The following is a 23,457-nucleotide window of genomic DNA, read 5'->3' as shown; positions in this document are numbered from 1 at the left end:
AGTACTGGCATACGTTATGCGTAGTTCCAGTCAGTTATAAAATTTTGGCTGCAAATACAGAGCATGCAGCAAGTGCTTTTCTGTTAAAAGGTATCCACGGTGCGAAAAAACAATCATTGGTTACGAAAGCGCTCTTTTTTGTACAACGTGGCGCACGCCAATAAGTACATGCGCCTGAACCTGTCGCACGGGTTCCCCAGCAGTACCGGCATCTGCCGAAACCAACATCCTTCTGTTAACAAGATAGGTGGCCATCATGTATGTCTATGTCAGAGCGAAATTCACTTCCGCATATATCCTCTCGGGCGTCTGGACCCTCATCTCCATCTACCTGGCGATCCCTTGGTACCACGATCTCTCCGAGCGCCTGTACGCACCCCTGCCGGCACTGATCGTTTCAGGGCTGGCCATCGTACCGGGATGGGCCATGTCGTTCATGATCTTTTCCCTGCTCCTCGACCGGCGCCCCAGGTACGTCGAGAAGCCGTTCGACGCCCCTCCCTTGACGCTGCTCATCGCCGCCTACAACGAGGAGGAGCGGATCACCGACACGCTGACCTCCGTCTGGCTGCAGCAGTATCGGTCACACCTGCGGGTGGTGGTTATCGATGACGGCTCCAAGGACCGGACCGCCGACATCGTGCGTACCTTCATCCAGGAGCACCCCACCTGGGACAAGACCTTCGAGCTGATCCGGCAACCGAAGAACATGGGTAAGGCGGTTGCCCTCACTACCGGGCTCAAGACGGTGGAGACCGAGTACGTGGTCACCATCGACGCCGATTCCTACCTGCACGTGAAGGCGGTGGAGAACCTGGCCAGGAACATCGTCCTTGGCCCGAAGCAGACCGCCGCAGTGGCGGGCAACGTGATGGTCCGCAATTCGCGGGACAACCTGATGACCAGGTTGCAGGAATGGGATTATTTTCACGGAATAGCCGTCATCAAGCGGGTGCAATCCCTCTACCAAGGGACCCTGGTGGCGCAGGGGGCCTTCTCCATCTACCGGACCGAGGCGGTCAGGCGCCTGAACGGCTGGCCCCCCAAGGTGGGGGAGGACATCGTGCTGACCTGGGGGCTGCGGGAGATGGGGTACCGGATCGGCTACGCCGAGAACGCCTTCTGTTTCACGGTGGTCCCCCAGACCTACCGGCAGTTTTTCCACCAGAGAAAGCGTTGGGCGCGCGGCCTGATCGAGGCGTTCAAGGCGTACCCGGCCTCCTTGGTCCACCCGAGAATGACCTCCCCCTTCGTCTGGTACAACCTCTTCTTCCCGCTGGTGGACAGCGTGTACCTGGTCTTCTTCCTCCCCGGACTGATCATGGCGCTGCTTTTCCACAACTACCTTATCGTCGGGATGATGACCGTGCTGCTGCTGCCACTGGCCCTGATCGCCAACGGGCTCTTCTTCTGGAAGGAGAAAAAGACCTTCACCGAGTACGGGCTGAAGGTGAGGCTCAACTTCTCCGGATTCGTGGTCTATCTCCTCGCCTATCAGGCGATCATGGCGCCGGCGACGGTGTCAGGATACGTGAGCGAGATGATGAACATGACCAAGAGATGGGGGACCAAATAATGAAAGCGACCGTACTGGCGGCAGTGATCATGCTGATCGTTCCACCCTGCGCCTTTGCCTGGCAGCAGCATGATCTGGAAATGAGAACGGAGATGTTCAACGACAACGAAGGCTCGCACAGCTTCGGGTTCGACGAGGTATTTCATTGGAAGGACAAGGAGAGCAAGATCGGTCTCGGCGCCACCGAGACTCTCATTCACGAATCAGGCAGGAGCAGAGTCTTCAGCGGCGGCTTACTGGAGGGGTATCAGAAGGTGGGAGTCGTCGACTTTACCGGCAAGGTCAAGCTAATCGACTGGAATGGGGGAGTGGAAGCGCCGGCAACCTTGGGATCGTCCCAGGCACTCGGCAAGTTCCGTCTGGAGGAAACGGTCGATCATGGCACCATCGACTCGGTGAGGGCCTACGACGCCAGGATAGACTACTGGTCGGCGGGTGGATCGGTCGACTTCACCCCGGTAAAGGATCTCACCGTCACCGGCGGGTACTGGCGTCGCTGGTCATCGGACAGTAACAGTCGTGACCTCTTCGTGGGGCGGGCCGCCTACAGCCTGACCGACAACTTCCTGGTCCAGTACCGGTACCGCGGGATGAGAAACCAAACCCAGGTACCGGAATACTACAGCCCGCGGACCTTCGACCAGCATGCCATCATGGCCGGTTACGCCGATTCCTTCTTCGACCGGCTGAGCCTGAAACTGTGGGCCGGGCCGGTATCCCAGTACGACGGATTCACCACGAGCTACGGCGCGCTGGAAGACCTCAAGGTAAGCTGGAAGGTCGACAACCACTGGCTCCTCTCCCTGCAGGGGGAAGCGGACCAGGTCGGCACCGGATACCAGTACATCTACTCCACGCTCAGCATCACCTACGGATTCTGAGCCGTGGTGACAATACGCAAGCGGCAGGGCGTCGTTGTCTAAAAAGGACGCCCTGCCACGGGGCAGGTGTGCACCGACTCCGCGGTGGGGATTCCGGCTTTTATTCAAAGGCCGGGAAACGTGGCCTCGCAAAGGTGGTATCTCCCAAAAGCCAAAGAAGGTTGCACGGCCCGTTCGGGCAAAAATAAAGGGCTACCCGTTACCGGATAACCCATTGATTTCATTTATGGTGCGAGAGAGGGGACTTGAACCCCTATACCCTAGGGTGCCAGATCCTAAGTCTGGTGCGTCTGCCAATTTCGCCACTCTCGCCTGAGGGCTACAAACGGAAAACCCCGTTTGCACGGGGTCTCATTACTTAGTTGGGGTGGGTAGTGGGATTCGAACCCACGTATGAACGAGTCACAGTCGTTTGTGTTAACCGCTTCACCATACCCACCATGAAAAAAATTGGCACGCCTGAGAGGGTTCGAACCTCTGACCTACGGCTTAGAAGGCCGTTGCTCTATCCAACTGAGCTACAGGCGCAGAAGCTTGACTTGAGTGGTCGGGGTGAGAGGATTCGAACCTCCGGCCCCCTGCTCCCAAGGCAGGTGCGCTAGCCAGGCTGCGCTACACCCCGTAATCCAAGAAGCACGTTTATAGCACACGGTTCCGCGGGGTGCAAGCATTTTTAGCCGGGACACCTCGAAAAGCGGCCATGGCTGCCGCCCCGCCACCACCGGCTTCACTGGTCTTACCCATTCGCATCGGCCGCCAGCGCCTCCCGCAGCATCTGCATCGCACGGCCGCGGTGGCTGATAGCGTTCTTGATCTCCATCGGGAGCTCGGAGAAGGTCTGACCGTACTCGGGCACCAAAAACAGCGGGTCGTAACCGAAGCCTCCCTCCCCGCGAGCTTCTTCGAGGATGACACCGGAGATGGCCCCGTCGAAGGTCCGGCAGCTTCCGTCGGGAAGGCAGAGAGCGATCACGCAGTGAAAGGCGGCCTGCCGCTTTTCGGCCGGCACCCCGGCCATCTCCGACAGGAGAAGCGCGTTGTTGGCAGCGTCCCCAGCCCCCTCCCCGGCAAAGCGGGCCGAGTAGACTCCCGGCCGCCCTCCGAGGAAATCAACGCAAAGCCCGGAGTCGTCGGCCAGGACCGGCTTGCCGGTGAGGAGAGCGGCCGAACGCGCCTTCTTCACGGCATTCGCCTCGAAGGTCTCGCCGTCTTCCTCCACCTCGGGAAGGCCGCCGAAATCGGCGGGAGAGAGGACCGTGTCCACCACACCCTTCAAAAGCTCGGCGAACTCCCGCAGCTTCCCCTTGTTGCCGGTGGCGACTATCACCTCTTTCATTGGCCGAGCGCCTCCCGCTGGATCTCGAAGAGCCTGGTCAGGCCGGAGATGGCGTGGTTGCGCATGGCATCCATCTGCTCCAGGGTGAACGGCTCGGCCTCCGCGGTCCCCTGCACCTCGACGAAACGAAGCGATGAGGTCATCACGAAGTTCATGTCGACCTCGGCGCTGGAGTCTTCCGGGTAGTCGAGATCGAGATAGGGAACGCCGTCGACGATCCCGACACTGACGGCTGCAACCGCTTCACGCAGCGGAGAGGCGGGAAGCTCGCCGCTATCGACCAGCGACTGGAGGGCGTCGGCCAGGGCCACGTACCCCCCGGTGATCGAGGCGGTACGGGTGCCGCCATCGGCCTGGATGACGTCGCAGTCGATAAGGATGGAACGCTCTCCCAGGGCGTCCATATCCACCACCGCGCGCAGGGAGCGGCCGATCAGGCGCTGGATCTCGTGGGTCCGGCCGGTGAGCTTCCCCTTGGCGGATTCGCGCTGGTTCCTGGTGTGGGTGGCGCGGGGGAGCATGCAGTACTCGGCGGTGACCCAACCGGTCCCCTTCCCCTTCAGAAAGGGGGGCACCTTCTGCTCCACGGTGGCGTTGCAGATCACCTTGGTGTCGCCGAACTCGATCAGCACCGATCCCTCGGCGTGCTTCAGGTAGTTCCTGGTTATCTTGATATCTCTCAGGGCATCGGCCGCCCGGCCGTCTCTACGTGTCATCAACTTCTCCATTGCGTTTTTGTTGGTAAAGGTCTCGCTCGAGGTTGCGGCCGCCGTCCCGGTAGTGGTAACGATGAAGCCGGCACTGCTGCGGGGGAAGAGGGAAGGGATTACTGCCCGAGGGTCCACTCGGGCCTGGCCGGCAGAAGGGGCGTGTTCATCACCTTTCCCCTGCCGTTGTTGTCGAAGATCTTGGGGGTGCCGGTGCCCCACCAGTTGCCGGGGGCCCGGAATTCCTCGTTGCCGGCGTTGTAGACGTCGTAGCCCGCGTTCTCGAAGAAGGCGTTGTCCCAGGCGAGGGGTGAGCTGTCGAAGACCATGATGCCGTTTTGCCCGTTGCCGGTCACCAGGTTCCCGTTGATCCGCATCCGCGAGGTGGTCAGGGAGAGGCCGAAATCGCGGTTACGCACCAGCCTGGCGCCGGTAATGGCTCCCTCGCAACCGAGAAGGGTAGCCCCGCTTCCGTTGCCGGTCAGGGTACCTCCAAGAAACCTCAGCCGACAGCCATCGGCGGAGAGGCCCGCCTCCCGGTTGCCTGAGACGACAACTTCACTGAGATACAGGGAGCTTCGCTTGCCGCTCACCCCGACGCGGTTTCCGGAAACCTTGGCACCGCGCATGGTGGATTCGCTTTCGGAGAAGAGGAGCCCGGTGTCGCAGCCGCTCGCGCCCCCACCCTCCATCAGCACCACCGCCTCCTGGAACCTCATCCCGGTGGAGGAGTGCCCGGCAGCGACGTTACGCAAAGTGACGTTGGAGAAAGCCACCTCGAGCCCAGTCTGGGCCCCCTCGATCAGGCAGTTCTCCAGCTGGTTCTTCTTCTCGGTCCCCAGCAGCAGCACCCCCTGCCAGTCTCCCGCCTCCGGGGTCTCGAACCCGGAGGTGAACCGGACCAGCTCCTCCCGGCTTCCCAGGATCACGAGCCGCCCCTGGATCATCAGGGCCGGAGGCTGCCCCGAGCCACGCCGGAAGCGGACCAGGGTTCCCGGTTCCACGGTAAGGGTCGCCTGGGGGCCTACGGTCACCACCCCCTCCACCAGCACCTGGCCCCGCCAGACGGTGTCCTCGGTGAGGAGGCGGTCACGGTAGAAAAGGGTGGCGTCGAAGGAGGCCAGCGGACGGGGTGCAGGTGCGGGGGCCACAGCGGAAACCGGGGTGGGCGCGGAATGATCGGCCGCGGCCAACGCCGGCCAGACGGACACGAGCTGCAGGACGGCCAGCAGCGAAAGGGCCGCACGTATGGAATTACGGGAGATAGCTTTCATGGGGTCGGATTGAGCAGGCTTTCCTGATGATAGACTTTGTTCTTGCCGCAGCACTTGGCACGGTAAACCAGGCAGTCGGCGATATTGAAGAGTTCGTCCATGCTGTCGCCGTTGTCGGGATAACTCGCCACCCCGACGCTCACGGTAACGCCCCGGGTGGCGGTTCCCACCAGGTTCTTGGCGGTCACACGCTCGATTCCCTCCCGCAGGCGCTCGGCGGCCAGGATGGCGTTGGCGAGCCTGGTCTCGGGGAGGAGCACGATGAATTCCTCGCCCCCGAAGCGGAAGGCGACGTCCACCCCCCGCACCGTCTGGAGGATCACCCCGCCGAGGTGGCTCAAGAGCTCGTCTCCCGTCGCGTGCCCGAAGCTGTCGTTGTAGGCCTTGAAGTCGTCCACGTCGAGGATGATGATCGAGAACGGCTTGTGGTAGCGCCGGGCCCGCGCCATCTCCTGCCGGAAGAAATGCTTGAAGTAGCGGTCGTTGTGAAGCCCGGTCAGCGGATCGGTGATCGCCAAAAGCTTGGTCCGCTTGTGCAGCGAGGCGTTGTTGATGGCCATGGCAGCAAACGAAGCGAGGATGGCGAGAAGGTTCAGCTTCTGCTGCTCGAAGCGGCGCGGAACGAAGTCGTCAAGGTAGAGGACTCCCAGACCGCCTCCCTGGAAGATCAGGGGGAAACAGAGCAGCGACCGGATCCCCTCGCCGAGCAGTACCGGGTCGGCAAAGGAAGGTGTCCCCTCGGTATCTTCCACCACCACCGCCTCGGCGGTGGCCAAGGCCCGCTCGGTCACCCCTCCCGGGACGACCTCCCACGACTCCTTCTTCACGAAGTCGGCGCTCAAGCCGGCATGGGCACGCAGGGTGAGCTTCCTCGCAGGGCTGTGATAAAGGGCGATGCTCCCGGCAGGGGTCTCGGCCAGGGTCATGGCGGAAGTCAGGATCGCCTGCAGCACCGTGTCCAGATCCAGGGTGGAAACCACCGCCCTGGAGACCTCGACAAGGTCCTGCAATCCCTTCACCTGGCTCTCAAGATTGTCCGCCATAGCCCCCCCGCACTCCTTCATGCACGTGGTCCCTACAAGATTAGCCCGTCATTAATAGCACACCGGGAGAGCCGTTGTAAAGCTAACCCGAGACGCTACGGACCTTTTTCCCAGGCCAGAAATTTTAATTTAAATGGGCTTGACTTCGCCATAGATCTTGTGGTTTATATCACCGCGCCCACTAAATGTGGTGGGTGGTGCCAGCCAAATATCACCCTGGAATCTTTTTCCACAAGGAGAACGGAGCGTTATGAAAAAAGCGGTCGAAAAAGGAGTCATTGCCGGACTTTCTAAAAACGCGCAGACGGTGCTCGAGAAGCGCTACCTCAAAAGGGATACCACGGGCAAGCCCTTAGAGACCCCGGCGGACATGTTCCGCAGGGTGGCGGCCACCATCGCCCAAGCCGACGCCAAGTTCGAGCCCAAAGCCGACGTCGCCGCGCTTTCGGAAAAGTTCTACGACTTCATGACCCGCTTCGAGTTCCTCCCCAACTCCCCGACCCTCATGAACGCCGGCCGCGAGCTCGGCCAGCTTTCCGCCTGCTTCGTGCTTCCGGTGGGCGACTCCATGGAAGAGATCTTCGAATCGGTCAAGCATACCGCCCTGATCCACAAGTCGGGCGGCGGCACCGGCTTCTCGTTCTCCAGGCTCCGCCCGGCCAACGACGTCGTCATGTCCACCACCGGTATCTCCAGCGGCCCGCTCTCGTTCATGAAGGTCTTCGATGTCGCCACCGAGACCATCAAGCAGGGGGGGACCCGTCGCGGGGCCAACATGGCCATCCTGCGCGTCGACCATCCGGACATCATGGATTTCATCATGTGCAAGGCCGACCAGCGCCTCCTCAATAACTTCAACATCTCGGTCGGCATCACCGAAGCCTTCATGAAGGCGGTGGACGCCGACACCGATTACGAGATCATCAACCCGCGCGACAAGAAGCCGGTCGGCAAGCTCAACGCCCGCAAGGTCTTCAACCGCATCGTCAAGCAGGCCTGGGAGAACGGCGAGCCGGGGATCATCTTCCTCGACCGCCTCAACAAGGACAACCCGACCCCGCACATCGGCGAGATCGAGTCGACCAACCCCTGCGGCGAGCAGCCGCTGCTTCCCTACGAGTCCTGCAACCTGGGCTCGATCAACCTCGGCAAGATGGTGAGCCATGGCCGGGTCAACTGGGAGCGCCTGAAAGAGGTGGTCCACCTGGCCGTCCACTTCCTGGACAACGTCATCGAGGTGAACAACTACCCGCTCCCCCAGATCGACGAGATGACCCGCTCCAACCGCAAGATCGGCCTCGGGGTGATGGGCTGGGCCGACATGCTGATCATGCTCGGCATCTCCTACGCCTCCGACGATGCGGTCAAGCTGGGCGAAGAGGTGATGAAGTTCATCGACGACGAGGCCAAGGCCGCCTCCCGTGCCCTGTCCAAAGTCAGGGGGCCCTTCCCCAACTTCAAGGGGTCCATCTACGACCGTCCCGGCGCCGAGACGATCCGCAACGCCACGGTGACCACCATCGCCCCGACCGGCACCATCTCCATCATCGCCAACGCCTCCTCCGGCGTCGAGCCGCTCTTCGCGGTCTCCTTCGTGCGCCAGGTGATGGACAAGAACATCCTCGTCGAGGTCAACCCGCTGTTCGAGAGGATGGCCAAGGCCGAAGGATTCTACAGCGAAGAGCTGATGCAGCGGATCGCCGAGCACGGCACCGTGCAGGACATCCCCGAGATCCCGGAAGGGATCAGGGAGATATTCGTCACCGCCCACGATATCACTCCGGAAGAGCACATCGCCATGCAGGCCGCCTTCCAGCGTTACACCGACAACGCGGTCAGCAAGACGGTCAACTTCCCGAACACCGCTACCATGGAGGATGTCGAGCAGGTGTACCGCCTGGCCTATGAGACCAACTGCAAAGGGGTCACCATCTACCGGGACGGCTCGCGCGACGAGCAGGTCCTTTCCACCGGCAAGAAGGAAGAGCCCAAGGCAGCGGCGCCGACCGTCGAGGAGAAGCGTGCCGTCAAGCGGGAGCGCCCCAAGGCCCTCAAGGGGTGGACCTACCAGATGCAGACCGGCTGCGGCCCGCTGTACATCACCATCAACGAGGACGCCTCCGGGCTCTTCGAAGTCTTCACCACCATGGGCAAGGCCGGCGGTTGCGCCGCTTCCCAGTGCGAAGCAATCGGCCGCATGGTCTCCCTGGCGTGGAGAAGCGGCGTGCAGGCGAGGTCGGTGGTCAAGCAGCTCCTCGGCATCTCCTGCCACTCGCCGTCTGGCTTCGGCGACAACAAGGTGCTCTCCTGCTCGGACGCCGTGGCGAAGGCCATCCAGGCACACCTCGCCATCACCGGCCATGCCGAAGTGGTCGAGGCCCCGACCTTTGAGAAGGGCGCCTGCCCCGAGTGCGGCGGCGTCGTGGAGCACGAAGGCGGCTGCGCAGTCTGCCGCGTCTGCGGCTACTCCGAGTGCGCATAGTGCAATAAAACAGCGCCTTAACACCTGAAACGCGAAAGCCCCCGGCATGCAGAAGCCGGGGGCTTTTCGTTTGGAGCGCCCTTTTCGACCGGTAAATTTCCTTCATCGTTGACAACGATTATAGAATACTGTTATGTTTCGAGATATAACCATCTCCGGATGTAAAAGGAATGCGCTCATGGCTCTTGCATTACAGTGTAAGTTTTTCGGGCACGTCATCGACGTCGAGAAGGCGCTGGCGATCAGGGAAGCCGCCCAACCCGAACACCGGGATTCGCTTCGTTTCGAATGTGTTAAGTGCGGCAAACGGGTTCGCCCCCGGACGGCCGGTGACAAACACATCGCGCACTTCGTCCACCTCATCGACAATCCCGAATGCTATTTTACCGACCCGCCGCTGGAGTACTGACCTCCCCCCCCGCCGAACGGCATGCTGGATCGATGGTCCTCTTTCTCAGAAGAACCACAGAAGAGGCATCTCCATTGCGAAGGCAGGCAAGTCACCGATTCTTCGAAAAAAGGGCCTCTACTCGAGGCTTTTTTTCGTTGGAACCGCATTCCCCCTCCCCACCATGAGACACTCAAGGACACCACAAGCGGAGCCTCCCGTAAAGGCCCGGCGGCTGGCCCCCTCCTGCTTAAGACGCGGCTAACCTATTGATTCTCCTGAATTGCGTCATGGATACTTTCGGCGGGTTTTAGTAAGATCGAGATAGAGCCAACGACAAACGGGACTTCAAAAGGAGAACGTTATGGTCTGCCCGAAATGCAAAGGCGAAGGCAAAATTCGTGCGGCATTCCGTCAAAACGGCTACGACCAGATCATCGTCCCCTGCATAATCTGCAAGGGAACCGGGAAGAAGCCGTACTACACCCCGCCCAACCCGTAACGGAAACCGCACCAGCCATCGGAGTGAGCTTCCACGATGGTGAAATCAGATAGAGAACGCCCGCCTCATCAAAAATGTCAGGCGGGCGTTTCATTTTGGTACTTCCGGTTGGAGCGGTGAAGGACTAGGGTGCCGGCGGCAGGTAATCCTCCCTCACCGGCGAGAACACCTCGACAGCCAGGGAGTCCCGGACGATTTCGGCGCCGTGGCGAACGCCCCCGGGGATGCACCAACTGTCGCCGGGACGTACGTGGTGGATTTCGTCACCGATGGTCAGGCGGATCTCGCCCTTGACCAGGTACCCGATCTGCTCGTGGGGATGGCAATGGAGGGGAAGTTGCGCACCTTCCCGCAGCACGAACTCCACCATCAGGGTTTGGTCTCCGTACACCAGCGTTTTCTGCTCGATCCCTTCCACCGGCCTGCTGTAACCATCACTCGTCTGCTGCTCAAACATCACGGATCTCCTCTCTCTTTTAATGGATCTCCACTCCATCCTCACCCTGTCCCTCCCCTTAGAAGGGGAGGGAACCTGGGTCCGCGCGTTCCTTAAGGAAGGCGACGGAGGAAACTGTTGCAAAGCCGGCCCGGGGTGTGGCACTTTTGGGCGGCTGTTGATAGGAGCCCACAATGAAGAAAAGATCAAGCCTTTTTGGCGTTGGCGACGTCAACGCCTTCTTCGGCCTCATGCTCGACAACGTCACCAACCTCGTCATCGTGGCCGCCATCCTGACCGGCGCCTTCAAATTCCCCCAGGAGCTGGTGCTTTCCCGGATGCTTCCCGGTTCCGCCGTAGGGGTCCTGGTGGGAGATCTCCTCTACTCCTGGATGGCCTGGAGACTGGCCAAAAAGAGCGGCCGCACCGACGTCACTGCGATGCCGCTGGGGCTCGATACCCCGTCCACCTTCGGAATGACCTTCGGCGTCATCGGCCCCTGCTACCTCGCGACCAAGGATCCCTACCTCACGTGGCAGGTCGGGATGGCCACCATCGTTCTGATGGGGATCTTCAAGATCGCGGTTTCCTTCTGCGGCCCCGCCATCCGCCGGGCCATCCCCCGCGCGGGGCTCCTCGGGAGCATCGCCGCGGTCGCGCTTCTTTTGATCGCCTACCTTCCTTTTCTGAAGCTGTTCGCCTCGCCGGTGGTCGGCTTCCTCTCGCTGGGGATCGTCTTCATCTCGCTATTGGCCCGCTTCCGGCTGCCTCTGCGCCTCCCGGGAGCCTTGGCGGGGATCCTCTGCGGCACCGTCGCCTACTACGTCCTAGGCGCCATCGGTCTTCTCCCCGACGGGCTCCACCCTGCCCTGACGCCGCCGTCACTGGCCCTGCATCTGCCGCTTCCTTCTCTGGAGTTCTTACCGGGCCTCGGGCGGGCGCTCGGCTACCTGCCGCTGGCCATCCCGTTCGCGTTGGCCACCGTGGTAGGGGGCGTCGATGTCACCGAGAGCGCGGCGGTGGCGGGGGACGATTACAACACGCGGGATATCCTCTTGGTGGAAGGGTTTGCCACCCTGGTGGCGGGGATGTGCGGCGGGGTGATCCAGTCCTGCCCCTACATCGGCCATCCCGCCTACAAGGAGATGGGAGGGCGCTCCGGGTACACCATCGCCACCGGTCTCTTCATCGGGCTCGGTGCAGTCTTCGGCTATCTCTCCTTCTTCGTGGCGCTCCTGCCCGAGGCGGCGGTGGCGCCGATCCTCATCTTCATCGGTATCGAGATCACCTCGCAGGCCTTCGAAGCGACCGGCAAGGAGCACTACCGTGCCCTGGCGATCTCCTTCATTCCGGTCATTGCCTGCCTGGTTTCCATCGAGTTCGGCCAGCTTTTGGCCGGCGTCGGAAAGAGCGCGGCCGATCTCACCGGCGACCTCAAGGCTACCGTCACCGCCACCACCATACTCGGCAACGGCTTCATCGTGACCTCCCTTCTGTGGGGGGCGGCATTTGCCTACGTGCTCGATCACCGGCCAGCCAAGGCGTCGATATTCCTCGCCATCTGTGCGATCTTCACGCTGTTCGGCATCATGCACTCTCCCCTTCCCTCAGGCGCGCTCTTTTCGCCCCTGGCCCCTCCCTCGGCCATCGTCTGGCACCTGGCGGCGGGGTACGCGGCAATGGCAGCGACCTTCCTGGTGCTGCACAAAATGAAGGAAACGAGAGAGTAGCGAGGCGGCCGCGAGGGAGGGTCCGGCCTCCAGGGAACCGTACCTATTTCCAGTCGAGAACGGATTGCCGCTCTTCGGCCATGCGGGACTCGTCCCAGCCAAGCTCGGCGGCCATCAAACCGGCCACGGTTCCGGCGGCTTCCCGGGCGGCGGCGACATCCATCAGGAGAAGACCGCTCCTGCGCTCCAGGAAGTCCAGGCAGGTCAGCGCCATTTCCTCCTTCACTGCATAGACGACCTCCCCCTTCACAAAGGGATGACCGGCAACGAGGGGCTCCGCCAACCGCCCCTGGCAATAGGCGGCGGCCGCCCCGGCACGGCTGCCGTAACTGCCGTTGAAATGCCGGGCGCACTCCCCGGTAAGGCCATGAGCCACCATCAACGACGTCCAGGCATCATCCCGGTATCCTTCCCCCCCCTGCAATTGAATACTGTCGGTCCGGCACTTGCCCGCTGCGGGGAGGCTGGCGTCGCGGACGGCAACGTCGACGGTATCCTGCGCCATCTTCCGGTAGGTGGTCCATTTCCCTCCGGTGATGGTGACGAGACCGGACGGGGAACGGTCGATCAGGTGGTCGCGGTGGAGGCTCGCGGTGTTCACGGCGGTGGAATCTCCCACGAGGGGCCGGATGCCGGCCCAGGAGGAGAGGACGCGGGCGGAGTCACGATCGAGCTGGAAGTAGCGGGTAACCTGCTCGAGGAGGTAGCGGACGTCGCCACGATCGACTGCGGGAGGCTCTCCCGCCGCGGCCGGGTGGTCGGTGGTGCCCACCAGGGTGCCGCCATGCCAGGGAAGGACGAAGAGGACCCTGCCGTCCGGGGTTTTGGGGATGGTGATGCCGGCCCCCTCGGGAGTCAGGACTCCCGGGAAGACGAGATGGCTGCCGGCGCTGGGGGTAAGAAGCGGCGCCGCGTCCGGCTGGTCGAGCCGTCGGAGAAGGTCGACGCCAGGGCCGCAGGCGTTGACCACGCAGCGGGCCCGCACGTCCCACTCGCGCCCGGACCAGCGATCCCTCAGGCGAAGGCCCGCCACCCGCCCGTCCTCATGAAGAACCGCCACCGCCTCGACGTAGTTGGCCGCCACGGCCCCCTGCTGTATCGCGGTCAAGGCCAGGGCAAGATTCATGCGGGCGTCGTCGAACTGCCCGTCGTAGTAGAGCACTCCCCCCTTGAGCCCCTCGCGCCGCAGCAAGGGGAAATACCGGAGCACCTCGTCGGGGTCAAGGGTCCTGCTGACGCCGATCCCGTGGGCGCCGGCCAGCGTGTCGTACAGGATCAAGCCGGCCCGGACATAGACCAGCTGCAGACTTTGGTAGATGGGGACCACCAACGGGATCCGGCGGCAGAGGTGGGGAGCGAGGCGGAGCAGGATCGACCTTTCCGCCAATGCCTCCCGTACCAGCTTGAAATCGTCCCGGTCCAGGTGAAGCACCGCCCGTTCCAAGTACCTGACCCCGCCGTGAAGGAGCTTGGAGCTCCTCCCGCTGGTTCCCGAGCCGAAGTCCCCCTTTTCGACCAGGGCAACCTTCAGGCCGCGAGAAGCGGCGTCGAGAGCGACGCCGCAACCGGTAGCCCCGCCGCCGGCCACCACGAGGTCGAAGACCTCCCCCGATAATCTCCCCAGCAAACCGTCTCGATCGATCACGAGTAATCCTCCGGCACTCACCGCTCCAAAGCGAGACCTATTACGTGCACCGTGTCACCGGCCAAATCAATTCATCGATGAAGTGAGCCAAAAAGCTCCTCATATAGCCGCATCCGTTTCAGTCACTGCCATCCGGCACCGCGATTATACCCGCCACCGGCACTGACAGGGAGTGATATAATGAGAGTACCAGTAAAACCAATCCCTGTACCAGTGACAGAAAAAACAAACAGCAGTAACAGCCGCCGCGATAAGAGCAGAGGGGGATGACATGAACGTCTTCGATTGCGCCATAAAAATTGAGGAGGAAGCTGAGAATTACTACAAGGGGCTGGAGGAGGAGGCAAGCGAGCCAGAGCTGAAGACCCTCTTCGCCATTCTGGCCGCCGCCGAACGGGAGCACCGGGATAAACTGGTCCGCCTGAGAAGAACGACCGCTCCCCATAAGGCCAGCCTCGACGACCTCGACCACAAGGTCTGCAGTTTCAAGCCGCAGGTAACCCAACAGGAATTATTGAACGAAATCCGGAACGATCCGGATCTGTACAAGTTTACGGTGAGGGAAGAGGAGGAAGAGATCCGCTTCTACGAAGAGATGGCCGCCATGGCAAACAACGAGACTACCCGCCGGACGCTTCTCATGCTGGCCGACGAGGAGCGCCGCCACCTGGATACCATGGAGAACATCTACGAATTTGTGGAGGCCCCCAAAACGTACCTCGCCTCGGGAGAGTTCAGTAACCTCACCGAGCTCTGAGAAGAGGAATTCCTGCACCGGAAAGAAGAAAGCCCGCCATGGCCGCGGGCTTTCTTTTTTAGGACGAGGGGGTCACCCTTTTTCGATCATGGCGTCGGGATGGGCACTGTCGGGGTCGCACTCGGGACGCAGGTAGCGTTCCATGTCGTCGTAGAGGCGGGTTACGGTAATCTTCATAGCCGTGAGGGTGTCGAAATCGGGGGGGCTGCCTTGGAGACAGCCGGCGTGGAAGCGATCCATCATTCCTTTGAGCTCCTGGACCATGCGATAACTTTGCCGCAGCATCAGATAGTTACTCTCACTCAGCTCCCGAACCCGCTCTTCCCGGATCTCTTCGCTCATGACATCCTCCTTCGCCTCTTCGGGCTTACCGCCAATGTATGCAGCTAACAGGGCAGCTGTCGATGGCCTGCTGAATCCTCTCCTCTTCGGCGCCACCCTGGTCGTAAACTTCGGAGACGCCGTTGTCGTTCAACCGGAACACCTCGGGAACGGTGCTGGCACAAAGGCCACACCCGATGCAGACATCCTGATCCACGTATACTTCTCGAGCCATTTGCAACCTCCTCCTGTGCTGCGATTCTATGATAGCGGTTAGCCGTGACCGGCAGACAAAGGATATCGAAGATGGGCTAAATGTCGAATGTCATTACCCCCCTACCCTGTCCCGGTTGAACCTTTCCTGCACCGGAGTGCCAGGAGGGGGCAATTGAATTTTTTTCCTCGCGCCCCTCCCCTCCCCTCCCAAAATCGGGGGGAGGTCTCGGGGGAGGGGGCCATAACCACTGAACAGTAAGCGAATGAAAAGGCGGAAGGGGGAGGCAGGGTAGCGGGAGCGGGCTCCCAAAATGGGCGGTGGTTACCTCGGCTTGTAGGTCATGCAATCCGGGTGAGACTCGTGTACCCCCACCTTTACGCTGGGCGCATTGCACTCGAGCGATTGGTTGAAGGTGCAGGCTTCGACCTTGCAGGCACCGATACCGCCCTGCACGTCGAGCAGCCCACCCTTCTGGTTGCCGTGCAGATAGGTGTCGCAGTTCGGGCACGGATCGGCAGGACCACCAACCGTGATGGCCAGGGTGTGGCAGGCGTTATGCTTGTTGTATGAGCAATCGGTTACGTCGCACGAAACGATTTTCACCATGTCTTTCTCCATCAGCGTCTCCTTTATCACCGCCCCCTTCACGCGTAAGAAGTTTTTAACATTTGGCCATGGATAGTCAAGGCGGCTTCCCCGCCGTGTACTTATTTCTCGCAAGGGACAGCAGGGACAGCAGGGACAGCAGGGACAGCAGGGACGGCAAGGGGCAGCGAGGGGGACGGGGGGGCGAAGGTAAAGCGGAGAGGGGTTGCCTCGTGGCAGGAAGGGCGCCGAGGTAGGCGGCAGCGCCGGCAGTACATGCCGGCGCTGCCGTTTTCGGTTTGGCGCATCATCTTGAAGCGGGGCACCTGCGGGGCGATCCTACCCCTCTACCTGACCGTAGAAATCGGGCATGCCGAGCCGGTGCACCTTCATAAGGTTGGTGGTACCCGGGGTGGAGAGCGGGCTTCCCATGGTGATCACCACCACGTCCCCCTTCTTTAACCCGCCGCGGGAAAGGACCGCCTCCTCGACCGACCTGATCTGGGCCTCGGTATCCCCCTCGATGTCGACCCTGAGCGACCTGACGCCGGCGTAGAGGGCGAGGCGGCGGCGGACCTTGGTGTTGGGAGTCACCGCCAGGATGGGAACCGAGGGGCGGTACTTGGAGACCAGGGCGGCGGTGCTGCCGGTTTGGGTGAAGGCCAGGATGGCGGCGGCGCTGACGCTCTCGGCGACCCGGCAGGCGGCCTGACCGATCACCTCGGCAAGCTTGGGCGAATCCTCGTCGGTGAAGGTACGGAAGACCTGCTGCTTCAGCGCAGGATCCCCCTCCACGTCGCCGGCCACCTGCGCCATCATGTAGACCGCCTCCACCGGATATTTTCCGGAGGCCGTCTCGGCGGAGAGCATGACCGCATCGGTCCCGTCGAGGATGGCGTTGGCGACGTCGGAAACCTCGGCCCTGGTGGGGCGGGGATTCTGCACCATGCTCTCGAGCATCTGGGTGGCGGTGATGACCGGCTTGCCGGCCTGGTTGCAGGCACGGATGATCCGCTTCTGGATGAGGGGAACCTTCTCCGGGTTGATCTCGACGCCGAGATCGCCGCGGGCCACCATGGCGCCGTCGGAAACCTCCAGGATGGCGTCGAAGTTGGTCACCGCCTCCGGCTTCTCGATCTTGGCGATCACCCGCAGGTCGGAATTGCGCTGTTTGAGGATCTGCTTGAGCTCGACCACGTCGGCGGGGTGACGCACGAAGGAGAGGGCCACGTAATCGAGCTCCTGCCGGATGCAGAAGTCGAGGTCCTCGCGGTCCTTGTCGGTAAGGGCGGGAGTGGAGACGTTGACCCCGGGGAGGTTCATCCCCTTGCGGTCCTTGAGGATGCCGCCGGTGATCACCTGGCAGCGCACGTCCTGACCGTCGATGCCGAGGACCTTCAGCTCCATGAGGCCGTCGTCGAGGAGGATACGGTCGCCCGTGACCACATCGTTGGGGAGGCCGCGGTAGATGGTGGGGATGGTGTTCCCCGCGCCGAGGACATCGCGGGTGGTGACCACCACCTCGCTGCCGGTGACGAGATCGAAGGCGCCCCCCTCCATGAGCCCGGTGCGGATCTTGGGTCCCTGCAGGTCCCCCAGGATGGCGACCGCGCGCTGGTGCTGGAGCGAGATCTCACGGATGGTGCGGATCACTTCCGCCTTGTTGGCGTGGCCGCCGTGGGAAAAATTGAGACGGAAGACGTTGACCCCGGCCTGCATAAGGGCATTGAGTCTTTCCGGAGAATCGGAGGCTGGACCTACGGTGGCGACAATCTTGGTACGTCGAAGCATGCTAGTACGTCCCTTCATAAACAAAATTGCGGCTTACGCCGCTGGTGAAAAAGTACCTGAATTTGAGAGGAGAGGCAAACGCTTAATTACGAAAAGCAGGCAACAGATGAGTGACAGCCAATCTACATCTACAGAGATGCCGTATACATCGGCGCCCGGCACCTGGTTGTCAATGACGGGAGGGCCGGGAGGATTTGTGTCATCCCGGCCGCGGCTGGTCCTGAAGTGGACTTGCGGCGGCCGCGCCGGTGACACCCCCGGGTGCCGTTATCGCTGCAGCTCTTTCCACCTGAAACAGTCGGTGGTGTGATCGTTGACAAGGCCTACGGCCTGCATGAGGGAATAGCAGATGGTGGAGCCGACAAAGCGGAATCCGCGCTTCTTCAAATCGCGGCTCAGGACATCGGAGAGGGGGGTGGAAGCGGGGACTTCGGAGAGGGTCCGCCAGGCGTTTTGAACGGTGGTGCCGTCCACGAAACGCCAGAGGTAGGCGTCGAACGACCCGAACGCCTCGCGGATGGCGAGAAAGGCGCGGGCATTATCCATTGTGGAGGAGATCTTCAGGCGGTTGCGTACGATGGAGGGCTCCTCCATCAGGCGGCGGAAGTCGGCCTCGCCGAAGCGGGCGACCGCCTCGGGATCGAACCCGCCAAAGGCGCGGCGGTACCCTTCCCGTTTTCTAAGAATCGTCAGCCAGGAAAGCCCGGCCTGAGCCCCCTCGAGGGTGAGGAACTCGAACAGCCGGCGGTCGTCGTGAACCGGCACCCCCCATTCGAGGTCGTGGTACTCCCGGTACAGCGGATCGGTTCCGGACCAGGAACAGCGGACGATTTCCCCCTCAGCCGTTGGCACGACGATCCACCTCGACCCTTTTCCGCAGCTCCCCGGAAGTCATGGGAGGGGCGAGGAAAAACCCCTGGGCGCCGTCGCAGCCGAGCTCCTTCAAAAACTGCAGCTGCTCGGGGCTCTCCACCCCTTCGGCAACCACCTTGAGCTTCATGCTGTGTCCCATGCTGATGATCGCCTCCACGATAGCCGCGTCGTCGCCGTCGGCCAGCGATTCCCCGATGAAGGAGCGATCGATCTTGATGACGTCGATGGGGAAGTGCTTCAAGTAGCTAAGCGAGGAGTAGCCGGTCCCGAAATCGTCGATTGCCAGCTGCATCCCCATCTCCTTCAGGGCCCGCAGCGATTCGATGTTGCGGCTCGCCTTGGCCATGATGACGCTCTCGGTGAACTCGAGCTCCAGGCAGGAAGGGCGGACCCCGGTCTTTTCGACGATGCGCGCTACGGAGGAGAGGAAATCGGGGTGGCCGAACTGGCGGCCGGAGATGTTGACGGCCACCTTCAACCCGCCCAAGGACTCCGCCCACTCCTTGGCCTGCAGGCAGGCTGCGGTCAGGACCATCTCCCCCAGGTCCATGATGAGGCCCGACATCTCGGCGATGGGGATGAATTCGTCGGGGGTGACGGTGCCGAACTGGGCGCTCTCCCACCGCAAAAGCGCCTCGACCCCGACCAGCCGGCCGCTCTTCAGGTCCCACTGCGGCTGGTAGTGGAGGGAGAACTCGCCGAGGGAAAGCCCCTGCCGGATGCCGTTCTCCAGCGCCACCCGGCGCATCCTCCTGCTGTTGATCTCGTGGGAGTAGAACTGGCAGTTCCCCTTCCCTTCCTGCTTGGCGTGGGACATGGCGGAATCGGAGCACCTCAGCATGTCGTCGACCAGCAGGCCGTCGTCCGGGTAAAGGGCGACGCCGATACTCGCGGAACTGGCGATCTCCACCCCGTCGATGGTGAAGGGGGTGGAAAAGAGCGCCTGGAGCTTGCCGGCTTCGGTGGCGGCATCCTCCTCCCCGGTGGTGGGAAGCATGACCAGGAACTGGTCGGTTCCCAGGTGCCCCAGGCCGTGCACCTCGCGCAGATGCACGGTCAGCCGGCGCCCGACCTCCTTCAGGAGCTGGTCGCCGAAGACATGCCCCCTGGTGTCGAGCAGGTACTTGAAGTTGTCGAGATCCAGGAAGAAGACGGCCACGCCGCGTCCGTTGCGGCGGGCGAGGTCCAGGGCCTTCTCCAGCCGGGTGAGAAAGAGCGCCCGGTTGGGGAGTCCGCTGGTGGGGTCGTAATAGGAGAGCTGCTCGATCTGCCTTTCCGAGGCCTTGAGCCCGGTAATGTCCTCGCAGGCGGTGACCACCGCGATGCAGCGGCCGCGGGCGTTACGCAGGGGGGTGGAATTTATCTGGACGGGAAAGCGGGCACCGCTTTTCTTCACGTTCTGGCATTCGAGATTGGTGATGGAGGTACCGGCCAGGGCCAGCTGGCGGAAGATGACGGCGTCGCCCGGCTGCGAGAAAAGGTCGGCATCTTCGCCGAGCAGCTCGGCCGGGCGGTACCCGTGCATCGCGGCCTGCACCGCGTTCACGTACAGGATCCTGCCATGCATGTCGGTCACCGTGATACCGGTCTGGATGGGGAGGCACTCGATGGCCTTCATGAGCATGTCGAGGCTCTCCTGGTCCTGCTGGAGCTCCTTGAGGTGCTCGTAAGCACCCAGCATGATCGGGGTTTCCAGATGCAGATTCGCGGTGTCAGGCATCGAGGTGCAGCTCCTGTGGTATTGCAGCCGGAGGGTGAGGGACATCCGCTGAGGTGGCCTGTCGCGGCCGATGAGCCGATTTTAATGCGCCGACAAAAAAAAAGGGTCGCCGCAATCCTTGTCAGAGATATTTCGGCAACCCGGCTGTCTGCGTGAGACCCTATGGCTTTCCGCCCCACCCTCGCGAGTGGTTTAGTATTATCGTGTATCTATCGGTGATGTATGAGAGTTCGATTGCTATGACATAAAATTACCCGGAATGTATTACCACGGACAGCATTGTCGAATATCTTATCACTGCGTTAAACCAGAACATGCCCGAAAAGTCAAATGAATTAAACGTAAAAAGTGCCAGTAAACCCGCTCTCCACACGGCCTTCGACGGCTCCCGCACAGTATTATCAGTAATCGTTAATGATATCTCCATATATTCTACATCACTCGTTAATTAATTATATTAAGTATCTATAAACACAAGGAAATCGGCGAAAAAAGCCCTAAAGTATTTTTTTGACGCGGCGATAAGCAGTCCTGTATCGACTGCACGACCCTCTGTCACGGCGGAAAGAACCAGAATGGTGTTCCCCGTGAGTTTGTCAGTGTGGCCCGGGGTTCTTGAGACAGTACCACGGGCTTTGATCCAGCTTCTTTGACAACAGGCGCAGCACCACCCCAACCTCTGCCAAGAATGGCAGAGCAACACCAAGAAAGGAGTATCACCATGAGCGTCAGCGACATCTCTCTCACCGCAGGAATGAGGACCAACCTTCTCAATCTCCAGCAGACCAGCCAGCTCCTGAACAGGACCCAGCAGAGGCTGTCTTCCGGCAAAAACGTCAACAGCGCACTCGACAACCCGACCAACTACTTCGCAGCCCAGAACGCCAACCAGCGCGCCAGCGACCTCGCCGACCGCAAAGACGGCCTGTCCGAGGCGGTCCAGACCGTTAGCGCAGCCAACGCAGGCATCACCGCCATCACCGGCCTGATCCAGGCTGCCAAAGGTATCGCCACCTCCGCCCTCTCCACCTCCGATACCAACGTGCAGTCCAAGCTGGCTTCCCAGTACGACACCATCCGCAGCCAGATCGACAACCTGTCCTCCGACTCCGGGTACCAGGGCCTGAACCTCCTGAGCTCGGTCAACACCCTGACCGTCAACTTCAACGAGAAGGCCACCTCCACCCTGAACGTAATCGGCTTCCAGGCCAACGCTTCCGGTCTTAGCCTCTCCGGCGCCAGCAACAACTGGCAGACCACTTCCGACATCACCTCCGACTCGGCGAAGATGGACTCGGCGATCACCACCCTGAGGACCAACACTCAGACCCTGGCCGCCAACCTGAACATCATCACCACCCGTCAGAACTTCACCGACAGCATGATCAACACGCTGCAGACCGGTGCGGACAACCTGACGCTGGCCGATATGAACCAGGAAGGCGCCAACATGCTGATGCTGCAGACCCGTCAGAGCCTGGGCACCACCTCGCTCTCGATGTCGTCGCAGGCGGCACAGGCGGTCCTCAGACTCTTCTAAGAGCACGGAACGCAGCTTCACCGATAAAAGGGTCCAGCCAGGAGGCTGGGCCCTTTTTGTTTTGGAAACCAGGGATACCGGTGGGGACCGCTATACCACCACCTTGACACCCGGCGAAGGGAGTTCCAGCATAGAAAGGGTGCGATGACGGCTGGCGCGGCAGGGTACATCGAACGGGGTGCGACGGAGGCTGGCGATGACGGAGAAAACGGTGAACGATGAGATGCGCGAGCGGGAAGTGATCGTGGTGGGAGCGGGGCCCAACGGTCTGGCGGCGGCGGTCGAGATGGCGCGGGCCGGGTGCCGGGTCACCATTCTGGAGGCGGCCGGCACCATCGGGGGGGGGACCCGGACCATGGAGCTCACCCTCCCCGGCTTCCGGCACGACGTCTGCTCGGCCATCCACCCCCTGGCCGTCAGCTCTCCCTTCTTCAACCAGCTCCCGCTGGGGGACTTCGGCCTGCGGTGGATCCATCCCGCCGCGCCTCTCGCCCATCCGTTCGACGACGGCACCGCGGCCATGCTGGAGCGGGACGTGGCGGTGACCGCCGGGACCCTCGACCGGGAGGATGCCGGTGCCTACCATCACCTATTCTCCCCCCTGGTGGCAGGCTGGGGCGAGCTGGCGCCCGACATCCTGCGGCCGGTCGCCGGGGTTCCCAAGCATCCCGTCCTTTTGGGGCGCTTCGGATTGAACGCCATCAGGCCCGCCGAGGGATTGGCGCGTGACGTCTTCAAAGGGAGCCGCGCCCGCGCCCTCTTTGCCGGGCTCTCCGCGCATTCCTTTCTTCCGCTGGGCAAGCCGGGGAGCGCGGCTTTCGGGCTGGTATTGGGGATTCTCGGGCACGCGGCCGGCTGGCCGCTGGCGGCTGGGGGATCGGCAGCGATTTCCCGCGCTCTCGCCGATTACCTCGTCTCACTCGGCGGAACCATCCGTACCGGGAGCAGGGTCACCTCCGTCAACGACCTCCCCGGCGGGGCGGTCATCATCCTGGATGTCACCCCGCAGCAGCTCTTGGAGATCGCGGGAAGCAGGTTCGACGACCGTTACCGGCGGCGGCTGGCCGCCTACCGCTACGGGCCGGGAATCTTCAAAGTCGACTGGGCCTTGGCGGGGCCGATACCGTGGAGGGCACGGGAGTGCGCGAGGAGCGCCACGGTCCACCTGGGTGGCACCCTGGAGGAGATCGCTTCGTCCGAACGGGAGATCTGGGAGGGGAAACATCCGGTGCGGCCGTTCGTGCTGCTGGCCCAGCAGAGCCTCTTCGACCCGGGGCGCGCCCCGGAGGGAAAGCATACCGGCTGGGCTTACTGCCATGTCCCCAACGGCTCCACCTTCGACATGACCGAAAGGATCGAGGCCCAGGTGGAGCGCTTCGCTCCCGGCTTCCGCGAGCTCATCCTGGCCCGCCACGTGCGGAACACGGCCGGCTACCAGGAGTACAACCGGAACTTCATCGGCGGGGACATCAACGGCGGCGTTCAGGATCTCCGCCAGATCATCGCCCGCCCGGTGGCGGGGCCACGCCCCTACGCCACCCCCGATCCCGGCATCTTCATCTGCTCCTCCTCGACCCCTCCCGGCGGCGGTGTCCACGGCATGTGCGGCTACCTCGCCGCCCACTGCGCACTCGGGGGACATTAGACCGTCTC

At 62.1% G+C, this 23,457-nt stretch carries 21 protein-coding genes, 4 tRNA genes and 1 riboswitch; of the genes, 9 read left to right on the top strand and 16 right to left on the bottom strand.

Annotated features, from left to right (window positions below; all coding sequences use genetic code 11):
* Nucleotides 1-256: 256 nt before the first annotated feature.
* Together L4X63_RS20135 and L4X63_RS20130 are read left to right on the top strand one after the other, a co-directional pair.
* Entirely contained in the window at nucleotides 257-1,576 is a 1,320-nt protein-coding gene (locus L4X63_RS20135; RefSeq protein WP_250680449.1) for a glycosyltransferase family 2 protein, read from the top strand.
* Nucleotides 1,576-2,457, top strand: a complete 882-nt coding sequence (locus L4X63_RS20130; protein ID WP_250680448.1) for a hypothetical protein — start codon at nucleotides 1,576-1,578, stop codon at nucleotides 2,455-2,457. The genes L4X63_RS20135 and L4X63_RS20130 overlap by 1 nt, the downstream gene beginning before the upstream one ends.
* A gap of 227 nt (nucleotides 2,458-2,684) precedes the next feature.
* Here the strand turns inward: L4X63_RS20130 and L4X63_RS20125 are convergent.
* The 8 genes from L4X63_RS20125 to L4X63_RS20090 form a co-directional block, all read right to left on the bottom strand.
* Nucleotides 2,685-2,769 (bottom strand) — tRNA-Leu (locus L4X63_RS20125).
* Nucleotides 2,770-2,820: 51 nt separating this feature from the next.
* A tRNA-His gene (locus L4X63_RS20120) sits at nucleotides 2,821-2,896 on the bottom strand.
* A 12-nt stretch (nucleotides 2,897-2,908) separates the two neighbouring features.
* Nucleotides 2,909-2,985: transfer RNA gene (locus tag L4X63_RS20115), tRNA-Arg, on the bottom strand.
* Between the two features lie 16 nt (nucleotides 2,986-3,001).
* Nucleotides 3,002-3,079, bottom strand: a tRNA-Pro gene (locus L4X63_RS20110).
* A 114-nt stretch (nucleotides 3,080-3,193) separates the two neighbouring features.
* On the bottom strand, nucleotides 3,194-3,793 hold the full coding sequence (locus L4X63_RS20105) for an XTP/dITP diphosphatase (protein WP_250680447.1): 600 nt from the start codon (nucleotides 3,791-3,793) through the stop codon (nucleotides 3,194-3,196).
* Nucleotides 3,790-4,509 carry a ribonuclease PH gene (rph, locus tag L4X63_RS20100; protein WP_250680446.1) on the bottom strand — a complete coding sequence of 240 codons (720 nt, stop codon included), beginning with the start codon at nucleotides 4,507-4,509 and terminating at the stop codon, nucleotides 3,790-3,792. Before rph ends, L4X63_RS20105 begins: the two co-directional genes overlap by 4 nt.
* Nucleotides 4,510-4,619: 110 nt before the next feature.
* The gene (locus L4X63_RS20095) at nucleotides 4,620-5,774 is read right to left on the bottom strand and encodes a right-handed parallel beta-helix repeat-containing protein (protein ID WP_250680445.1); all 1,155 of its coding nucleotides are present in this window, start codon (nucleotides 5,772-5,774) and stop codon (nucleotides 4,620-4,622) included.
* The gene (locus L4X63_RS20090; protein ID WP_250680444.1) at nucleotides 5,771-6,817 is read right to left on the bottom strand and encodes a sensor domain-containing diguanylate cyclase; all 1,047 of its coding nucleotides are present in this window, start codon (nucleotides 6,815-6,817) and stop codon (nucleotides 5,771-5,773) included. Before L4X63_RS20090 ends, L4X63_RS20095 begins: the two co-directional genes overlap by 4 nt.
* A gap of 250 nt (nucleotides 6,818-7,067) precedes the next feature.
* Here L4X63_RS20090 and L4X63_RS20085 point away from each other — a divergent pair, with 250 nt between their 5' ends.
* The 3 genes from L4X63_RS20085 (at nucleotide 7,068) to L4X63_RS20075 (ending at nucleotide 10,189) form a co-directional block, all read left to right on the top strand.
* A complete protein-coding gene (locus L4X63_RS20085; RefSeq protein WP_250680443.1) occupies nucleotides 7,068-9,299 on the top strand; it encodes a vitamin B12-dependent ribonucleotide reductase in 2,232 nt (743 codons plus the stop codon).
* A 178-nt stretch (nucleotides 9,300-9,477) separates the two neighbouring features.
* The gene (locus L4X63_RS20080) at nucleotides 9,478-9,708 is read left to right on the top strand and encodes a hypothetical protein (RefSeq protein WP_250680442.1); all 231 of its coding nucleotides are present in this window, start codon (nucleotides 9,478-9,480) and stop codon (nucleotides 9,706-9,708) included.
* Nucleotides 9,709-10,051: 343 nt separating this feature from the next.
* A complete protein-coding gene (locus tag L4X63_RS20075) occupies nucleotides 10,052-10,189 on the top strand; it encodes a hypothetical protein (protein WP_250680441.1) in 138 nt (45 codons plus the stop codon).
* Between the two features lie 124 nt (nucleotides 10,190-10,313).
* Here L4X63_RS20075 and L4X63_RS20070 read toward each other — a convergent pair whose 3' ends face one another.
* On the bottom strand, nucleotides 10,314-10,646 hold the full coding sequence (locus L4X63_RS20070; RefSeq protein ID WP_250680440.1) for a cupin domain-containing protein: 333 nt from the start codon (nucleotides 10,644-10,646) through the stop codon (nucleotides 10,314-10,316).
* Nucleotides 10,647-10,819: 173 nt separating this feature from the next.
* Between L4X63_RS20070 and L4X63_RS20065 the strand changes: the two genes are divergently transcribed.
* On the top strand, nucleotides 10,820-12,355 hold the full coding sequence (locus L4X63_RS20065; protein WP_250680439.1) for a SulP family inorganic anion transporter: 1,536 nt from the start codon (nucleotides 10,820-10,822) through the stop codon (nucleotides 12,353-12,355).
* Between the two features lie 43 nt (nucleotides 12,356-12,398).
* Here L4X63_RS20065 and L4X63_RS20060 read toward each other — a convergent pair whose 3' ends face one another.
* Nucleotides 12,399-14,000, bottom strand: a complete 1,602-nt coding sequence (locus L4X63_RS20060; RefSeq protein ID WP_250680438.1) for a glycerol-3-phosphate dehydrogenase/oxidase — start codon at nucleotides 13,998-14,000, stop codon at nucleotides 12,399-12,401.
* Nucleotides 14,001-14,271: 271 nt separating this feature from the next.
* Between L4X63_RS20060 and L4X63_RS20055 the strand changes: the two genes are divergently transcribed.
* Nucleotides 14,272-14,757 carry a ferritin-like domain-containing protein gene (locus L4X63_RS20055; protein WP_250680437.1) on the top strand — a complete coding sequence of 162 codons (486 nt, stop codon included), beginning with the start codon at nucleotides 14,272-14,274 and terminating at the stop codon, nucleotides 14,755-14,757.
* A gap of 72 nt (nucleotides 14,758-14,829) precedes the next feature.
* Here L4X63_RS20055 and L4X63_RS20050 read toward each other — a convergent pair whose 3' ends face one another.
* From L4X63_RS20050 to L4X63_RS20025, 6 genes are all read right to left on the bottom strand, one after another.
* On the bottom strand, nucleotides 14,830-15,099 hold the full coding sequence (locus L4X63_RS20050; RefSeq protein WP_250680436.1) for a hypothetical protein: 270 nt from the start codon (nucleotides 15,097-15,099) through the stop codon (nucleotides 14,830-14,832).
* A 25-nt stretch (nucleotides 15,100-15,124) separates the two neighbouring features.
* Nucleotides 15,125-15,313, bottom strand: a complete 189-nt coding sequence (locus L4X63_RS20045) for a ferredoxin (protein ID WP_250680435.1) — start codon at nucleotides 15,311-15,313, stop codon at nucleotides 15,125-15,127.
* 303 nt (nucleotides 15,314-15,616) lie between these two features.
* A complete protein-coding gene (locus L4X63_RS20040) occupies nucleotides 15,617-15,913 on the bottom strand; it encodes a DUF1540 domain-containing protein (RefSeq protein ID WP_250680434.1) in 297 nt (98 codons plus the stop codon).
* Nucleotides 15,914-16,219: 306 nt separating this feature from the next.
* Complete coding sequence (pyk, locus tag L4X63_RS20035; protein WP_250680433.1) at nucleotides 16,220-17,671, bottom strand: pyruvate kinase; 1,452 nt, start codon at nucleotides 17,669-17,671, stop codon at nucleotides 16,220-16,222.
* Nucleotides 17,672-17,938: 267 nt separating this feature from the next.
* Nucleotides 17,939-18,523, bottom strand: a complete 585-nt coding sequence (locus L4X63_RS20030; protein WP_350339205.1) for a DNA-3-methyladenine glycosylase I — start codon at nucleotides 18,521-18,523, stop codon at nucleotides 17,939-17,941.
* A complete protein-coding gene (locus tag L4X63_RS20025; protein WP_250680432.1) occupies nucleotides 18,510-20,264 on the bottom strand; it encodes a sensor domain-containing protein in 1,755 nt (584 codons plus the stop codon). The genes L4X63_RS20030 and L4X63_RS20025 overlap by 14 nt, the downstream gene beginning before the upstream one ends.
* A 131-nt stretch (nucleotides 20,265-20,395) precedes the next feature.
* A riboswitch (cyclic di-GMP riboswitch) is annotated at nucleotides 20,396-20,471 on the bottom strand.
* Between the two features lie 514 nt (nucleotides 20,472-20,985).
* Here L4X63_RS20025 and L4X63_RS20020 point away from each other — a divergent pair.
* A complete protein-coding gene (locus L4X63_RS20020; protein WP_250680431.1) occupies nucleotides 20,986-21,804 on the top strand; it encodes a flagellin N-terminal helical domain-containing protein in 819 nt (272 codons plus the stop codon).
* Between the two features lie 196 nt (nucleotides 21,805-22,000).
* A complete protein-coding gene (locus tag L4X63_RS20015) occupies nucleotides 22,001-23,449 on the top strand; it encodes a phytoene desaturase family protein (RefSeq protein ID WP_250680430.1) in 1,449 nt (482 codons plus the stop codon).
* Nucleotides 23,450-23,457 lie beyond the last annotated feature (8 nt).

The sequence above is a fragment of the Geomonas sp. Red32 genome, assembly GCF_023652955.1.
Taxonomy (GTDB): domain Bacteria; phylum Desulfobacterota; class Desulfuromonadia; order Geobacterales; family Geobacteraceae; genus Geomonas.
Note: the sequence above shows the minus strand (reverse complement) of the source record. Positions and strands in the feature narration are given on the sequence as shown.

Bases quoted from the DNA above. Each gene is read 5' to 3' on its own strand.
- L4X63_RS20045 (WP_250680435.1), bottom strand. From the start codon at position 15,313: ATGGCTCGAGAAGTATACGTGGATCAGGATGTCTGCATCGGGTGTGGC.
- L4X63_RS20070 (WP_250680440.1), bottom strand. From the start codon at position 10,646: ATGTTTGAGCAGCAGACGAGTGATGGTTACAGCAGGCCGGTGGAAGGG.
- L4X63_RS20095 (WP_250680445.1), bottom strand. From the start codon at position 5,774: ATGAAAGCTATCTCCCGTAATTCCATACGTGCGGCCCTTTCGCTGCTG.
- L4X63_RS20080 (WP_250680442.1), top strand. From the start codon at position 9,478: ATGGCTCTTGCATTACAGTGTAAGTTTTTCGGGCACGTCATCGACGTC.
- L4X63_RS20055 (WP_250680437.1), top strand. From the start codon at position 14,272: ATGAACGTCTTCGATTGCGCCATAAAAATTGAGGAGGAAGCTGAGAAT.
- L4X63_RS20040 (WP_250680434.1), bottom strand. From the start codon at position 15,913: ATGGAGAAAGACATGGTGAAAATCGTTTCGTGCGACGTAACCGATTGC.
- pyk (WP_250680433.1), bottom strand. From the start codon at position 17,671: ATGCTTCGACGTACCAAGATTGTCGCCACCGTAGGTCCAGCCTCCGAT.
- L4X63_RS20135 (WP_250680449.1), top strand. From the start codon at position 257: ATGTATGTCTATGTCAGAGCGAAATTCACTTCCGCATATATCCTCTCG.
- L4X63_RS20025 (WP_250680432.1), bottom strand. From the start codon at position 20,264: ATGCCTGACACCGCGAATCTGCATCTGGAAACCCCGATCATGCTGGGT.
- L4X63_RS20130 (WP_250680448.1), top strand. From the start codon at position 1,576: ATGAAAGCGACCGTACTGGCGGCAGTGATCATGCTGATCGTTCCACCC.
- L4X63_RS20075 (WP_250680441.1), top strand. From the start codon at position 10,052: ATGGTCTGCCCGAAATGCAAAGGCGAAGGCAAAATTCGTGCGGCATTC.
- L4X63_RS20105 (WP_250680447.1), bottom strand. From the start codon at position 3,793: ATGAAAGAGGTGATAGTCGCCACCGGCAACAAGGGGAAGCTGCGGGAG.
- L4X63_RS20090 (WP_250680444.1), bottom strand. From the start codon at position 6,817: ATGGCGGACAATCTTGAGAGCCAGGTGAAGGGATTGCAGGACCTTGTC.
- L4X63_RS20015 (WP_250680430.1), top strand. From the start codon at position 22,001: ATGACGGAGAAAACGGTGAACGATGAGATGCGCGAGCGGGAAGTGATC.
- rph (WP_250680446.1), bottom strand. From the start codon at position 4,509: ATGACACGTAGAGACGGCCGGGCGGCCGATGCCCTGAGAGATATCAAG.
- L4X63_RS20065 (WP_250680439.1), top strand. From the start codon at position 10,820: ATGAAGAAAAGATCAAGCCTTTTTGGCGTTGGCGACGTCAACGCCTTC.
- L4X63_RS20085 (WP_250680443.1), top strand. From the start codon at position 7,068: ATGAAAAAAGCGGTCGAAAAAGGAGTCATTGCCGGACTTTCTAAAAAC.
- L4X63_RS20050 (WP_250680436.1), bottom strand. From the start codon at position 15,099: ATGAGCGAAGAGATCCGGGAAGAGCGGGTTCGGGAGCTGAGTGAGAGT.
- L4X63_RS20020 (WP_250680431.1), top strand. From the start codon at position 20,986: ATGAGCGTCAGCGACATCTCTCTCACCGCAGGAATGAGGACCAACCTT.